This is a genomic window from Bordetella genomosp. 10, assembly GCF_002261225.1.
Lineage (GTDB): Bacteria > Pseudomonadota > Gammaproteobacteria > Burkholderiales > Burkholderiaceae_B > Bordetella_C.
The window spans coordinates 741,851-755,904 of sequence record NZ_NEVM01000001.1 but is presented as its reverse complement, the minus strand read 5'-3'; the positions used below and the strand labels follow the sequence as shown (position 1 = coordinate 755,904).

Here is a 14,054-nt window from a genome sequence, read left to right as displayed (position 1 = left end):
ATATCGATCAATAAGGAATCATCATGACGACCCTACACCCCGGCGCCCGCTTGCGGGAACTGTTGCGCGAGGACAGCGCCGGCGCCCTCATCGCCCCCGGCTGCTATGACGGGATTTCCGCCCGGCTCGTCGAGCAGGCGGGCTTCCGCGTGGCCTATATGTCGGGCCTGTGCGTGGCGGCCACGCTGGGAGAGCCCGACGTGGGCGTCATCAGCGTCGACGCCATGGTCGACCGGGTGCGCGTCATCACCCGCGCCAGCGGCCTGCCCCTGATCGCCGACGCCGATTCGGGCTACGGCGGCGCGGTCAACGTGGCGCACGCGACGCGCGCCTTCGAAGCGGCGGGCGCGGCGGCCATCCACCTGGAGGACCAGCCTTTCCCCAAGAAATGCGCGGCGATGTCGGGCAAGAAGCTGGTGCCGGTAGCGGAGATGACGGCGCGTGTCCAGACCGCCCTCGCCGCGCGCCGCGATCGCGACTTCATGATCATCGCGCGCACCGATGCGCTGGCAGTGGAAGGACTGGATGCGTCGATCGCCCGGCTGCGGGCCTACGAGGACGCGGGCGCGGACGCGACGATGCTGATGTCGGTGTCGTCCGAGGAAGACATGCGGCGCGTCACGTCCAGCCTGAGGAAGCCGACCATCGTGCTGATGGTGGAGGGCCTGCGCCCCACCGTGCCGGCGCGCCGCCTGAAGCAGCTCGGCTATCCGCTGGTGCTCTATCCCGTCTCGCTGCTCCAGGCCCAGGCGTACACGCACGAGCACTACCTGCGGCAATTGCGCGAGACCGGCGGCGCCGAGGCCGCGGCGTCCTCGATGTGGTCCCTGCCGCAGATCGCGGCCTTGCTGGGCCTGGAGGAAGCCAACGCCATCGACGAGGCCTTCTCCGGCCACGTCGCGAAGGCCCTGGCGGCTGTCCCGGCGGGTGCCGCATGATCGCGCAAGGTCATACGGCCGTCGAGAAAATCCTCGCGCGCGCCGCCAAGCTGCCGCGGGTGCGCGCCGACGACGTCGTCTGGGCCGAGCCGGACATCATCGCGGCGCACGACCTGAACTACCACCGGCACCGGAAGCTGATCGCGTCGCTGGGCTATGCGAACCTGGCGGCGCCCGGGAAAATGCTCGTCACCATCGACCACACCACGCACTCCTCCGCGCCCGGCCACCTGGAGGCGCAGGCCTTCATGCGCGCGGACACGAAGGCGCAGGGCGTGCGCTGGTTCTTCGACACCGGCCGGCAGGGCATCAGCCACAACCTGCCGCTGGAGACCGGCGCACTCGGCGCCGGCATGCTGGTCGTGGCGGCCGACACGCGGGCGCCGGCATTGGGGTGCGACGGCGCCATCGGCATCGCGCTGGGCATGAGCGTCACGCTGGCCCTGGCCACCGGCAAGGTCTGGCTGCGCGTGCCGCGCACCATCCGGGTCGACCTCCACGGCACGCCGGCCGAGGGCGTGATGAGCCGCGACATCGCGCAATGGATCGCCGCGCGCATCGGGGCGGACGCCGGCGACTACAAGTGCATCGAATTCTGCGGGCCCTACATCCGCCATGCCAGCCAGGACGAGCGGCACACCCTGTGCAATGCCGTAGTCGACATCGGCGTCAAGACCGCCATCTGTCCGGACGAGTCCACGCCCTGGCGCAGCGACGACGACGCCGTGTTCGAACGCCGTCTGGCATGGGACGTCGGCGGCATCGAGCCGCAGGTCTGCCTGCCACCCGATCCGCAGAACTGCGTGCCGCTGACGCAGGCGCTGGGCACGCCCATCACGTCCGCCTTCATCGGCTCGTGCATCGGCGGCAAGATGGAGGACCTGCGCGCCGCCGCCCGCGTCCTGCGCGGCCGGCGCGTCGCGCGGACCGCCCGCCTGACGGTCATTCCGGCGACACAGGCCATCTATCAGCAGGCGCTGCGCGAAGGACTGGTCGCCGACATCGCGCAGGCCGGCGCGGAAATGGCGGCGGGCGTGTGCGGGCCCTGCTATGGCGCCTACACGCCGCTGGGCGACGGCGACACGTCCATCTGCACGGCCACCCGCAACGACGCGGGCCGGCTCGGCAGCATGCAGTCCGCCGTCTACATCGCCAACGCGGCCGTGGTGGCCGCGTCGGCCGTCGCCGGCGCGATCGCGAATCCGGCGGCATTGGATACGGGGAAATGAGCCGATGGCCGACATCAAGGACATGAAACAACGGGGCCGCGCCTGGGTATTCGGCGACGACGTGCTCAACGACGGCCAGATCATGGACATCGAAATGACCCGGCAGGTGGTGTACGAGCCCGAGCGGCTCGCGCCGCTGGCGATGTGCGGCCTGGACCCGGCGTTCGCCGGCAAGGCGCGCCCAGGCGATTTCGTGATCGCCGGCGAACGTTTCGGGCGCGGACCGATGCACATCCAGGGGCCGATCGCGCTGGCCGCGCTGGGCCTCGCCGTCCTGAGCGAATCGATGGCGCGCAGCTTCTACCGCCTGTCGGTGTCCGTGGGCCTGCGGGTGCTGCCCTTCGCCACCGGCATACGGGCCTTCGCCAGCCAGGGAGACGAACTGGAAGTCGATTTCCGCACCGGGGAAGTGGCGAACCTGACCACGGGCGGACGATTGTCCGTGGCCCCGCTCGCGGGCGCGGCCCTGGAGATCCTGGAGGCAGGCGGCGAGGCCAACTGGCTCAAGGCGCATGCGGGCGACGCCGGCGTCAGATCAGCTTGCCCGGATTCATGATCTGGTTGCGGTCGATCGCCTGCTTCAAGGTCATCATGAGGTCGAACTCGACGGCCGACTTGTAGTGCCGCAGCTCGTCGCGGCGCAGTTGGCCGATGCCGTGCTCGGCGCTGATGCTGCCGCCGTTCTCGACCACCAGGTCGTGGACGACGCGGTTCAACAGCGCATTGGCCTCGGCCACCTTGCCCGCGCTCGCGTTCTTCGGCAGCAGCACGTTGAAATGCAGGTTGCCGTCGCCCAGGTGTCCGAAATTGACGATGTGGGCATGCGGCATGACGCCCCGCACCGCCGTCTCGGCCGCTTCCACGAAACGCGGCAGCACCGAGACGGGCAGCGCGATGTCGTGCTTGACCGCCTTCCCCGCCCTGACCTGGGCCTGCGATATTCCCTCGCGGATCTTCCAGAACGAGAGGCGGTGGGAAAGGCTGGAGGCAATGGCCGCATCGTCGATCAGGCCATCGCCCACCGCCTGCGCCAGGCTGCGTTCGAGCAGGGCGGCCAGGCCTTCGTCCCGGGTATCGGCCACCTCGATCAAGGCATGGTACGCGTGCGGCCCTTCGAGCGGATTCCTGACGTCGGCGACCTGGTCCAGGATCAACCGGAGCGAGGGGCCCGTCAGCATTTCGAAGGCCACCAGGCGATCGCCGCAGGCATCGCGGACGCGGGCCAACAGCCGCACCAGTTGTTCGAGCCCGGCGCAGCCCACCCAGGCCGTCGCGCGCGCGGCCGGCTTGGGAAACAGCTTCAGCACCGCCGCGGTGATGATCCCCAGCGTGCCTTCCGAGCCGATGAAAAGATCGCGCAGGTCGTACCCGGTATTGTCCTTGCGCAAGCCCCGCAGGCCGCGCCAGATCCGCCCGTCGGGCAAGACCACTTCCAGGCCCAGCGCCAGGTCGCGGGTGTTGCCATATTTGAGGACGGCGATGCCGCCCGCGTTCGTCGCCAGGTTGCCGCCTATCGTGCAGCTTCCCTCCGACCCCAGGCTGAGCGGGAAAAAGCGGTTCACGCCGTCGGCCTCTTCCTGGACGCGGGCCAACGGCACGCCGGCCTCGACGGTGATCGTGTTGTTCAGCGGGTCCACTTCCCTGACGGCGCGCAGGCGCGTGGTGCTCAGGATGACCTGCGCCCCGCTGTCGTCCGGCGTGGCGCCGCCGCTCATGCCCGTATTCCCGCCTTGCGGCACCACGGGGATCCGCGCTTCGTTGCACAGGCGCATGACCTGGGCGACCTCTTCGGTCGTCCCCGGCCTGACGACGACGCTGCCCCTGCCCCGCCACTTCCTGAGCCAGTCGATCTCGTACGGCTCTCTTTCGTCCCCGGCCGTCACCAGGCCGGCCTCGCCCACGATGGCACGGAGCTTGTCCTCGAACCGCGGCCGGACGGCGGGCGTCGCGGACGTCATGCCGTCACCATCCCAGGCGCAGCCGGCCCAGCGCCATCGAGACGGCCGCCTGCGTGGGTTCGACCACGGGCAGCCCGACGGCATCCTGGAGGCGTTGCCGGTAGGGCGCCATGCCCGCGCAGCCCATCACGAGGACGTCGGCGCGATGCGTGTCCCGCAGCGCTTTCCCGGTGCGTATCATCGCTTCCAGGGTCGCCTCGCTATCGGCCAGCTCCGCCACCGTCCTGCCGATGGCCAGCTCGCCCACGACGCGGTCCTGCACGCCCATCGCCGCCCAGGTTCGCAAGTGCCGCGGGATGGAGATGTCCAGGATGGCGATGACGCCCAGCCGCAGCCCCATGGTCATCGCCGTGAGGACGCCGCATTCGCTGATGCCCAGCGAAAGGACGTCGGGAATCTCCCGGATCGAATGCAGCCCCGGATCGCTGAAGCATGCCGTGACGAAGCCCGCGGCCTGCTGGCGATGCTCCTCCGCGAAACGCCGCACCAGGACCGCGGCGCGGTCCACGTCGTCCTGGGTCTGGATGCCCCGCGGCCCCTCCGCGAGCGTGACGCACTCGATGCGGGGCGCATCGGCGCTTCTCAAGGGATCGAGCGCGGCGTCGATCCCGGCGGTGACATCCGTATTGCTGTTTGGATTGATGACATACAGAGTCTTGCTCATGATCATCTCCGAATTTCCGCTGTTTAAGAAAAAAGCCGGGCGCAAGCCTCGGTACCCATCCAGGGCGTAGCGGAGCCGGCTTTGCCGGTCCGCCAACGCCGCCCCCTTGAGGGGGCCCGCGAAGCGGGTAGGGGGTGGGCTTCCCTTTCAAGTCAGGGCGGCGTCTTGCCGCGCGATCAGGCGCGTCAGTTCCGCCTGGTCCGTCGCGTCCAGCACCGGACCGGGCTTGCGCACGAACGCCGACCGGATCGCGCCACGGCGGCGCAGGGTTTCCTTGCGCAAGGCCAGGCCGATGCCGTACTGGAACTCATGGCGCAGCAGCGGCAGGTAGATATTGAACAGGTTTTCCGCCTCTTCCGGCTTGCCGTCGGCAAACAGCTTGCACACCTGCACGAGCATCTCGGGATAGGCGAAGCCCGTCATCGCGCCGTCCGCGCCCCGCAGCATCTCCTGGGGCAGGAACAGCCCGCCGTTTCCCACCAGTATGCTGATGCGCCGGCGCCCTTCCTCCTCGCTTTCCTTGCGGATCCGGCTCAGCTTGCGCATGCCCGGGAAGTCCTCGTGCTTGAGCATCACGATCTGCGGGAATTCGTCGATCAATCGATGGATGACCGATACCGAGGTATGGACCGCCGTCGCCTGCGGGAAATCCTGCAGGCAGATCGGGATGTCCTTGCCCAGCAGGTCGGCGATCGCGGCGTAGTAGCCATGGACCTGCTCGTCGGTCTTCAGGTTCGGCGCGGGCGCCACCATGACGCCGGCCGCGCCGAGCGACATCGCCTCGTTCGACAGGCGATGCACGTGGCGGTTGGAGGAATGGCTGACCCCGACGACGACCGGCGCCCTGCCGTTCACGCGCTTTAGGATGCGTTCCATGACCGTCGTCGTCTCGGCCTCGCTCAATTTGGGCGCCTCGCCCATCATGCCCAGGATGGTGAAGCCGGTGACGCCTTTCTCAAGGTAGAAGTCGGTCAGGCTGTCGACGCTGTACAGATCGAGTTCGCCGTCGTCGCCGAAAGGCGTCGCCGCGATGATATAGACGCCGGATGCCTTTTCATCCAGGCGATGCTTGCCGTTGCTCATGGTTGTCCTCACGAAAATAAATGCGTTCCGTCCCGTCGGGGACCCGCTCTCCCTTGGCGGCGCGCGCCGATGCGCGCGCTCCGGTTTCTCGTTATGTCCCGCGCGCTCAGTGCGCCCGCCGCCGCTGCAGCCAACCCAGCCACCGGGTCAGGGGCCACAGCAAGGCCAGATACATGATGGCCGCCAACGTGATCGGCGACGGGTTGAACACCAGCGCCTGGGCGTCGCGGGCCGCGCGCAGCAGCTCCGGCAGGGCCACCACGCTGGCGATCGTCGTCAGCTTGAGAATCTCGATGCTGTTGCCCACCAGGTCCGGCAGCACGTTCCGCACGGCCTGCGGGATCACGACGTGGAGCAGCGTCTGCCAGTTCGCCAGTCCCGTCGAGCGCGCGGCCTCGGCCTGCCCCTTGGGCACGCTCTCGATTCCCGCCCGGAAGACCTCGGCGAAGTAGCTGGCGTTGTTCAACACGAAGGCGATGACGACCGCCGCCAGCTTGTTCAACTCGATGCCCAGGAACGGCCATCCGAAGTAGATCAGGATCAGCAGGACCAGGGGCGGGAAGGCCCGGAAGAAATCGACGTAGGCGATGGCGGTCCATCGCGCCAGGCGCCGGCGCGCCTGGGTCATCACGATGGCGAGCGCCAGGCCGGCGAGCGCGCCGAGCGGGATCACGATGGCGGACAGCCATATCGTGGTCCACAGCCCCTTCAGCAAATAGGGGAAGACGTCCGAGTAGGTCTTGGCGTCGAAGAAGGTCTGGATGATGTTGTCCATGTCGCCGCCCCGTCAGCCCGCGACCCAGTGCTTCTCCAGCCATCGCGAGAACACCACGAAGGGCAGGAAGATGATCACGTAGGCGAAGGCCGCCATCATCAGCGGCGTCGGGTTGCCCGAGAGGCTGCTCGCCCCCTGGGCCACGTTCAGCATCTCGTTCAGGGCGACCACCGATCCCAGCGCGGTGTTCTTGGTAATCGAGATCACCCGGTTGGTCAGCGTCGGCACCGCGCGGCGCAGCGCCTGCGGCAGGACCACGCTGCCCATGGCTTGCCACCATCCCAATCCGGTCGACCGCGCGGCTTCCATCTGCCCCACGGGCAGCGACGATATCCCGGCCCACACGCTCTCTTCCGCATAGGCCGCCAGGACCAGGCTGAGCGCGAACCAGGTCACGAAGAAGGACGAAAGCGGCAGCCCCGCCTCCGGCAGGCCGAAATACAGGACGATCAGAATGACCAGGGGCGGCAGGGACCTGAAGACGTCCGCGAACACGACGATGAGAAAAGTCGCGACCGGGTTGCGGCACGCCCTGAAAACCGCCAGCACGATGCCCGCCACCAGGCCGGTGACGATGACCGCCAGGCCCGTGCCGACGGTGATCAGCGCCCCCTTCGCCACCGCGCCCGCATATTGAGCGGCGACGTCGTAGTTGAAGAAGGTGAAGACGAATCCGCTGGTCGCCGCCATCAGTGACTCAGCCTCGACGCGTAGCGGGAAACGAAGCTGCGCGTGCGCGCCTCGCGCGGCTGCTCGAAGATGTCGGCGGCCGACCCTTCTTCCACCACCACGCCGCCGTCCATGAAGACGACGTGGTCGGCGGCGGCATGGGCGAACGCCATTTCATGGGTGACCACCAGCATGGTCATGCCGCTTTCCCTGAGCTGCCGCATCACGCCCAGCACGTCGTCCACCAGTTCCGGGTCCAGCGCGCTGGTCGGCTCGTCGAACAGGATGATCTTCGGCTCCAGGGCGATCGCCCGCGCGATGCCGACGCGCTGCTGCTGGCCTCCCGAAAGCTGCGCGGGCAGGGAATCCGCCTTGTGCGCCAGGCCCACGCGCTCCAATGCCGCCATGGCGACGGACCTGGCCTCCGCCTTGCTACGCTTCTGGACCTTGCGCAGTGCCAGGGACACGTTCTGGATCGCGGTCAGGTGCGAATACAGGTTGAACTGCTGGAAGACCATGCCGACGTCCTGGCGCATCCGGTTCACGTCGGTGCGGGGATCGAGCACGTCATGGCCGTTCGCGACGATGCTGCCCGCCGTCGGCACCTCCAGCAGGTTGCAGCAGCGCAGCATGGTGCTCTTCCCGGATCCGGAAGGACCGATGACGCAGACCAGTTGCCCCGCGTCGACCCGCAGGTTCACGCCGCGCAGCACCTCGGTCTGGCCATAGCGCTTGCGCAAATCCGAAATCTGCAACATGGGCATGGAACTCATCTGGCACCCCTTGTTTTTTTCAGGACCGATGGATCACGGGCACGTCGGCGTCACGGGCGTCGGGTCGTAGCCGTCCATGCCGGGCACGCCCGTGCCGGCCGCGATGGCCACCGCCGAATCCTCGGGCTTGGGCGTGAAGCCGAACCATTTCTTCGCCAGCGCCGCGATCGTGCCGTCCTTCTTCATGCATTTCAGGACATTCGATACCTTGGCGCGGCCCGCCTGGTCGTCCCGGCGGAAAGCCACCGCCCAGACCAGGCCGGTCTTGATGGTGTAGCTGGTCGCGAGCCGGGGATTCTGCTTGGCCGTCCAGGCGACGACGGTGGTGCCGGCCAGGTTGTAGTCGGCGCGCGAGGCGATGACCGCCTGCACGGCATCGGCGTTCGCGCCGTAGACCTCGTACTTGAAGCCGTATTTCTCGGCGTTCTCCTTGGCCCAGGCCTCGTAGTTCGAGCCCTTGTTGACCGCGATCACCTTGCCCTTGAGGTCGTCCAGGGAGGTCACCGGCGGCGTGCTCTTCTTGCCGAGGAAGGTGTAGTCCGTGTCCAGGTACCCTTCCGTGAAGAGCAGGGACTTGGCGCGCTCCGGCGTGACGGTGACCGGCGCGATGAGGAAATCGTAGCGTCCGCTGTTCAAGCCCGGCACCAGGCCGGAAAACTCGGCCGGCTCGATGGTGATCTCGCGGCCCAGCCGCTTCGCGATCTCATGGCCGAGGTCGATGTTGAACCCCTGGAGCCCGCCGTCGAGCTTGGTCATCGCATGCGGCGCGAAGGTGGAATCCACCGCCGTGCGTATGGGACCGGTCTGCGCCATGCCCGCCGTTGCCGCGCCCAGCAACAAGGCGCTTCCCAGCAGGCATTGACGAATCAACTTGGTAAGACATTGCATAGACGGCTCCTGGATAGAGGACGTGCGGCTCTTGCGGGGCTTGCGGGGCTTGCGGTTCTTGCCAGGCTTGGCGAAATGCCTACTTCCCGGAAAACGGGTTTTTCAGGCCGACCAGCCCGCTGAACAGGCCCCGCCCGGCGGAGGGCTTCCGATCGATCATCGGCTCCGGCCGGGTGCGCGCAATGAACTGTCCGCTGCCGCGCTCCACCTGGAGTTCCTTATCCTTGACCACGCAGCGCCCGCGGCTGTACACCCGCACCGGCCAGCCTTGCAGCTCGCGCCCTTCGTAGGGCGTATAGCCGACGCGGTCGTGCAGCATGGCGGCGTCCACGACGACCTTGCAAGCCGGGTCCCAGAGCGCGACGTCCGCATCCGCGCCAACGGCGATCGCCCCTTTTCTCGGGGCCAAACCATACATCCGCGCATGGTTCGTCGCCGTCAGCGCCACGAATTCCTCGATGGAAAGACGCCCCTTCATCACGCCTTCCGAGAAAAGCAGGGGCAGCCGCAGCTCGATCCCCGGCACGCCATTGGCCATTTCCTTGAACGTCGTGGCGTCTCCCTTCGGCAGCTTTCCCGAAGCGTCGAAGCGATAGGGCGCATGGTCGGACGAGTAGACGCTCAGCGTCCCGTCCTTGAAGCCCGCCCACACGGCCTCCTGCGATGCCTTGTCGCCGGGCGGCGGGCTGCAGCAGAACTTGGCGCCCTCCATGCCCAGCTTGTCGGCGTCGCTGGCTTCGAGGAAGAGATACTGTGGGCAACTCTCCGCGAAGACCTTGGCGCCCAGTTGCTGCGCCTTGCGGATGATGTCGACCGTTTCCTCGCCCGCCACGTGCACGATCAGGACCGGCACGTCCACGAGCCGCGACAAGGCGATGGCGCGATTCGTCGCTTCCGACTCGGCAAGCGCGTCGTGCGCGATGGTGTGGTATTTCGGCGCGGCATGGCCCCGCTCCAGCAGGCGCTTGGCGATCCAGCGGATCATGTCGTGGTTCTCGGCATGGAGCATGACCATCGCGCTCTGCTCCCCCGCCACCGCCAGCACGTCCAGGAGCTGGTAGTCGTCGAGCTTCAGCTTGTCATAGGTCATGTAGACCTTCAGGGACGTGATGCCGTCCTTGATGATCCGGGGCAGGTCGTGAACCAGCGCCTGCTCGTCCGGATTGGCCAGGATCAGGTGAAAGCCGTAGTCGATGACCGCTTTTTCCTTCGCCCTTTGCGCGTAGTCGGCCAGGACGTCGGGAATGCGGTCCTGGCGATGCTGGGCGCAGAAGGAAAGAATGGTGGTGGTGCCGCCGAATGCCGCCGCCACCGTTCCCGAATAGAAGTCGTCGGCGCACATCACGCCCATCCCCGACAACTGTTCGATGTGCGTATGGCTGTCGATGCCGCCGGGCAGCAGCCACAGTCCGGTGGCGTCGACGTCCTCCTTGCCGGCGGGCAGCCCCTGTTCGATGGCGACGATGACGCCGTCGCGCACGCCGATGTCCGCGAAGCGCGTTCCGTCGGCGTTGCCGATCCGGCCGTTGCGGATGGTGAGATCGAACGGCCCCGAATCCTGCTTTGAAGTCGCCATGGCTGCTTGCCTTCTCAAGTTCAACCGGCAGATTATTGAAGCGCCGGCGACGCGGTGCCTATTGCTTGTTTAAGCACCTACCTTAACTTTGTGTTAAGTCTCTCTCTGCCGCGCCGGCGACAAACCTTCCCGAATTCGGGTTTTCACGGGGTTTGGCGCGTACACCGGCTACGCCCTGGCCGCTAGACTGCTTTAGTATTAACCCTAGGTTCATTCCTCGACATCCTCGGGCGAGCGCCCTTCCATGAAGATCAACCTCAAGCAGATCGAAGTTTTCCGGGCCGTCATGATCGCCGGCTCCATCCGCGGCGCGTCGGAAATGCTCTACGTCTCGCAGCCCGCCGTGAGCCGCCTGCTCTCGCACACGGAACAGCGGATCGGTTTCCCGTTGTTCAAGCGCATCCGCGGCCGCCTGCACGCGACCCAGGAAGCGAAGAAACTTTTCCACCAGGTCGAGGCGGTCTACGACGGCGTCCAGCGCGTGAACGACATGGCGCGCGAGCTGTACGAGCACCAGGAAGGCATCCTCAACCTGGTCGCCAGCCCCAGCGTCGGCCATATGCTGATTCCCGCCGCCATCGCCGCGTATCGCCAGTCGCACCCGCACGTCAAGCTCACCTTCCACTACCTCACCCATACGCCGTTGACGGACAGGCTGATCAAGCAGCAGGCCGATCTCGCGGTCACCATCCTGCCGATCAAGCATCCCAATCTCGAACAGGAGGAAATCGGCAGCGCGCGGCTCGTCTGCATCTGCCCGTACAACCATCCGCTGGCCCGGCGTTCCATGCTGGAGATCAAGGATCTACTCGAATATCCCTTCATCTCCTACGACAAGGGATCGCCGTTCGGCCAGATGGTGCGCGAGCTGTTCGAGAACAGCGGCCACGAAGCGCGCTCCGTGCTCGACGTCGGCTCGCCGCAGAACGCGTGCGCCCTGGTGCAGGCCGGCGCCGGCATCGCGCTGGTCGACCAGTTCTCCGCCAAGAGCTGGACCGCCAGCGGCATCGTCACCCGCCCCATCGCGGCGGCCCCCACCTTGAAAGCCTATCTCGTGCGCCTGCGGGACGAGCCGGTGTCCCAGATTTCCCTCTCCTTCATGGAGACGCTGAAGGCGACGTTCCGCAAGGAAGGCGACTTCGGCAACTTCGACCTGGACATGCCGGCCGCGGCCAACGCCGGCGCCCACACGGGCGCCGGCAAGGCATCGGCGCCGCGCCGCAAGTAGCGGCGCCGGTGGCCGCGCCCTCCCCGGCCCGTTTCTATCAATCTTTGCGCATTACCTATGCGCCGCGGTTATGCCCGGCCGCGCGCGCCGTGCGCAAGAACGGCGAAAAACCCATGAAAAACATCGGTTTAGCCTGACCGCCTGCAGCCATGGCGGGCCCGGCCCTGGGCATATTCCCAGGGTTCCCCTAATTCCCGCGCGCATGCATGCTTGACGTTCATCCGGACGCGGCCTTGCCATGGGCGGCAATGGGAAATCCGAGGAGTCATCTCTGTGAGCAAATCTTCAAACAGCCGCAAAATGGGCCTGGCCGTGGCGCAGATGGGTCCCGTCCATCTCGCCGAGGACCGCGCCGCCGTGGTCAAGCGCCTGCTGGCGATGATGCGCGAAGCGGCCTCCCGCGGCGCCGAACTGGTGGTCTTCCCGGAACTGGCGCTGACGACCTTCTTTCCGCGTTACTGGATGACCGAGGCCGAGGCCGTGGACCGCTTCTTCGAACGAAGCATGCCCAACGCGGACGTGCAGCCGCTCTTCGACACTGCGCGCGAGCTGGGCATCGGCTTCTACCTGGGCTACGCCGAAATCACGCCGGAAGGACGCCGCTTCAATACCTCCATCCTCGTCGACAAGACGGCGAAGATCATCGGCAAGTACCGGAAGATCCACCTGCCCGGCCACAGCGACCACAAGCCCGACGCGCCTTTCCAGCATCTCGAAAAGAAGTTCTTCGAAGTCGGCGACCTCGGCTTCGGCGTCTGGAACATGGACGATACGAACGTCGGCATGTGCATCTGCAACGACCGCCGCTGGCCGGAGACCTATCGCGTCATGTCGCTCCAGAGCGCCGAGCTGATCGTCCTCGGCTACAACACGCCGTCCTGGAACATCCACTGGAACGAGTTGATCCACTGGCGCACGACCACGCATGAAATCGTGCTGCAGGCGAGCGCCTACCAGAACGCCGTCTGGATAGGCGCCGCCGGAAAATGCGGCTCGGAAGACGGCCACCACATGATAGGCAGCTCCATGATCGTGGCGCCGTCGGGGGAAATCGTCGCACGGTCCAGCTATGAGGAAGACGAGGTCATCATGGCCAGGATCGACCTGGGCCTGGGCCAGATGTTCCGCGACCATGTCTTCAACTTCGCCAAGCATCGCAGCCCGCACCACTACAAGCTGATCGTCGAGCGCACCGGCGCGGGCGACCCGCTGCCCACCGGCGACTGATCAGCGATCGAGGATAGCCCGTTCCATCTCGGGCAATTCCGCTTTCACGACGCGCGAGAACTGCGCCAGGAAGGCCTTCGCCATCGACGAAGGCGGCTCCACGCGCGAGTGCGTAATGTGGACGGACAGGTCGATGGCGGGCTCGATGCGGCGGACCACCAGGCCATGCCCCGGCGCCAGTCCATAGGAATCGACCAGCGCGACGCCCACCCCGCTTCTCACGAAGGAACACGCCGTCTGCGCCGAGCGCACCTCGATGGCGGGCTCCACCTCGCGGCCCAGCGGTTTCCAGAACGGCGCCAGCGCGTCCCGCAAGGGCGTATTCTCGACGTAGCCCACCAGCAGTTCCTGGGCCACCATGGCGGCGTCGATCACCGCTTCCCTGGCCAGGCGATGCCCCGTCGGAAGGACGCAGACGATCCGGCCGCACGCCAGGTCCTGAGTAATGAGATTGGGATGTTCGGGCCGGAACGTCGAAATCGCCAGGTCGGCGTGGCCGAGCAGGACCTGGGGCAGCAGCGCGTCCATGCCCAATGGCCGGTAGCGCACCCTGACATTGGGATGCCGGGCGACGAATTTGGACGTGGCGTGGGGAATCAACCACTCCGCGAAGCTGGGGCTGGACACCACGCTGATGCTTCCGCCGCCATGCAGCGCCATGCCCACCGCCAGCTCGTTGAGACGATCGACGCCGGCCTGTATGGATTCGACCTGCTCGAAGAGCTTGCGCGCTTCCTTGGTCGGATGCAGCCGGCCCTTGAAGCGCTCGAAAAGCGTATAGCCCAGGCGGTACTCGATGGACGCCAGCACCCGGCTGATCGCCGGCTGCGTCACGTGCAGCAGGCGGCCCGCCGCGCTCAGCGAACCCGTGATCATGATGGCGTGGAAGACCTCGATCTGTCGCAGGTTCAGCGCGCCCGCGCGGACCTTGCCCGGTAGTTCGTCCGGCATCCTGAAATTCCTCTTGAAGGGCGGTCGTCGTCCGTCGGACCGACCGTCTTTTTTCGCAAGGATTCTACCCGATGGGGGGCGCCGCCCCCTCCCCC

14 protein-coding genes are annotated in these 14,054 nt (G+C 66.8%); 5 read left to right on the top strand and 9 right to left on the bottom strand.

Translation table 11 applies throughout. From position 1 onward, the window contains the following. The first annotated feature begins 23 nt into the window (after nt 1-23). Genes CAL29_RS03245 through CAL29_RS03235 form a run of 3 tightly spaced genes read left to right on the top strand, consistent with a single transcriptional unit; the run spans nt 24 to nt 2,723 of the window. A complete protein-coding gene (locus tag CAL29_RS03245; protein WP_094851543.1) occupies nt 24-938 on the top strand; it encodes an isocitrate lyase/PEP mutase family protein in 915 nt (304 codons plus the stop codon). Continuing rightward, a complete protein-coding gene (locus CAL29_RS03240) occupies nt 935-2,167 on the top strand; it encodes an aconitase family protein (RefSeq protein WP_094851542.1) in 1,233 nt (410 codons plus the stop codon). The genes CAL29_RS03245 and CAL29_RS03240 overlap by 4 nt, the downstream gene beginning before the upstream one ends. A gap of 4 nt (nt 2,168-2,171) precedes the next feature. Further along, nucleotides 2,172-2,723, top strand: coding sequence for a hypothetical protein (locus CAL29_RS03235; RefSeq protein ID WP_094851541.1), 552 nt, complete (start codon nt 2,172-2,174; stop codon nt 2,721-2,723). On the opposite strand, the gene CAL29_RS03230 is transcribed toward CAL29_RS03235, so the two are convergent. The 8 genes from CAL29_RS03230 to hydA form a co-directional block, all read right to left on the bottom strand. After that, nucleotides 2,698-4,125 (bottom strand): FAD-binding oxidoreductase, encoded by a 1,428-nt coding sequence (locus CAL29_RS03230; protein WP_094851540.1) that lies wholly within the window; start codon nt 4,123-4,125, stop codon nt 2,698-2,700. The two genes, CAL29_RS03235 and CAL29_RS03230, sit on opposite strands and share 26 nt — an antisense overlap. A 4-nt stretch (nt 4,126-4,129) precedes the next feature. Beyond that, nucleotides 4,130-4,789, bottom strand: a complete 660-nt coding sequence (locus CAL29_RS03225) for an aspartate/glutamate racemase family protein (protein WP_094852677.1) — start codon at nt 4,787-4,789, stop codon at nt 4,130-4,132. A 147-nt stretch (nt 4,790-4,936) separates the two neighbouring features. Continuing rightward, entirely contained in the window at nt 4,937-5,872 is a 936-nt protein-coding gene (locus tag CAL29_RS03220; protein WP_094851539.1) for a dihydrodipicolinate synthase family protein, read from the bottom strand. A gap of 106 nt (nt 5,873-5,978) precedes the next feature. Then, nucleotides 5,979-6,647: an amino acid ABC transporter permease gene (locus tag CAL29_RS03215; RefSeq protein WP_094851538.1), complete on the bottom strand. Its 669-nt coding sequence runs from the start codon at nt 6,645-6,647 to the stop codon at nt 5,979-5,981. 12 nt (nt 6,648-6,659) lie between these two features. Next, entirely contained in the window at nt 6,660-7,337 is a 678-nt protein-coding gene (locus CAL29_RS03210) for an amino acid ABC transporter permease (RefSeq protein ID WP_094851537.1), read from the bottom strand. After that, complete coding sequence (locus CAL29_RS03205; protein WP_094851536.1) at nt 7,337-8,089, bottom strand: amino acid ABC transporter ATP-binding protein; 753 nt, start codon at nt 8,087-8,089, stop codon at nt 7,337-7,339. Before CAL29_RS03205 ends, CAL29_RS03210 begins: the two co-directional genes overlap by 1 nt. A 33-nt stretch (nt 8,090-8,122) precedes the next feature. Beyond that, nucleotides 8,123-8,977, bottom strand: coding sequence for a transporter substrate-binding domain-containing protein (locus tag CAL29_RS03200; protein ID WP_094851535.1), 855 nt, complete (start codon nt 8,975-8,977; stop codon nt 8,123-8,125). A gap of 79 nt (nt 8,978-9,056) precedes the next feature. After that, a complete protein-coding gene (hydA, locus tag CAL29_RS03195) occupies nt 9,057-10,553 on the bottom strand; it encodes a dihydropyrimidinase (RefSeq protein ID WP_094851534.1) in 1,497 nt (498 codons plus the stop codon). A gap of 244 nt (nt 10,554-10,797) precedes the next feature. On the opposite strand from hydA, the gene CAL29_RS03190 reads away from it, so the two are divergent. Then, entirely contained in the window at nt 10,798-11,781 is a 984-nt protein-coding gene (locus tag CAL29_RS03190) for a LysR family transcriptional regulator (protein ID WP_094851533.1), read from the top strand. A gap of 300 nt (nt 11,782-12,081) precedes the next feature. Further along, entirely contained in the window at nt 12,082-13,008 is a 927-nt protein-coding gene (locus CAL29_RS03185) for an N-carbamoyl-D-amino-acid hydrolase (protein ID WP_094851532.1), read from the top strand. Here CAL29_RS03185 and CAL29_RS03180 read toward each other — a convergent pair whose 3' ends face one another. Further along, on the bottom strand, nt 13,009-13,959 hold the full coding sequence (locus CAL29_RS03180; RefSeq protein ID WP_094851531.1) for a LysR family transcriptional regulator: 951 nt from the start codon (nt 13,957-13,959) through the stop codon (nt 13,009-13,011). It lies immediately after the preceding gene. Nucleotides 13,960-14,054: the final 95 nt, after the last annotated feature.

Coding starts and splice junctions, on each gene's coding strand:
- CAL29_RS03245 (WP_094851543.1), top strand. CDS start 24: ATGACGACCCTACACCCCGGCGCCCGCTTGCGGGAACTGTTGCGCGAG.
- CAL29_RS03220 (WP_094851539.1), bottom strand. CDS start 5,872: ATGAGCAACGGCAAGCATCGCCTGGATGAAAAGGCATCCGGCGTCTAT.
- CAL29_RS03205 (WP_094851536.1), bottom strand. CDS start 8,089: ATGAGTTCCATGCCCATGTTGCAGATTTCGGATTTGCGCAAGCGCTAT.
- hydA (WP_094851534.1), bottom strand. CDS start 10,553: ATGGCGACTTCAAAGCAGGATTCGGGGCCGTTCGATCTCACCATCCGC.
- CAL29_RS03185 (WP_094851532.1), top strand. CDS start 12,082: ATGGGCCTGGCCGTGGCGCAGATGGGTCCCGTCCATCTCGCCGAGGAC.
- CAL29_RS03180 (WP_094851531.1), bottom strand. CDS start 13,959: ATGCCGGACGAACTACCGGGCAAGGTCCGCGCGGGCGCGCTGAACCTG.
- CAL29_RS03240 (WP_094851542.1), top strand. CDS start 935: ATGATCGCGCAAGGTCATACGGCCGTCGAGAAAATCCTCGCGCGCGCC.
- CAL29_RS03235 (WP_094851541.1), top strand. CDS start 2,172: ATGGCCGACATCAAGGACATGAAACAACGGGGCCGCGCCTGGGTATTC.
- CAL29_RS03190 (WP_094851533.1), top strand. CDS start 10,798: ATGAAGATCAACCTCAAGCAGATCGAAGTTTTCCGGGCCGTCATGATC.
- CAL29_RS03210 (WP_094851537.1), bottom strand. CDS start 7,337: ATGGCGGCGACCAGCGGATTCGTCTTCACCTTCTTCAACTACGACGTC.
- CAL29_RS03230 (WP_094851540.1), bottom strand. CDS start 4,125: ATGACGTCCGCGACGCCCGCCGTCCGGCCGCGGTTCGAGGACAAGCTC.
- CAL29_RS03200 (WP_094851535.1), bottom strand. CDS start 8,977: ATGCAATGTCTTACCAAGTTGATTCGTCAATGCCTGCTGGGAAGCGCC.
- CAL29_RS03225 (WP_094852677.1), bottom strand. CDS start 4,789: ATGAGCAAGACTCTGTATGTCATCAATCCAAACAGCAATACGGATGTC.
- CAL29_RS03215 (WP_094851538.1), bottom strand. CDS start 6,647: ATGGACAACATCATCCAGACCTTCTTCGACGCCAAGACCTACTCGGAC.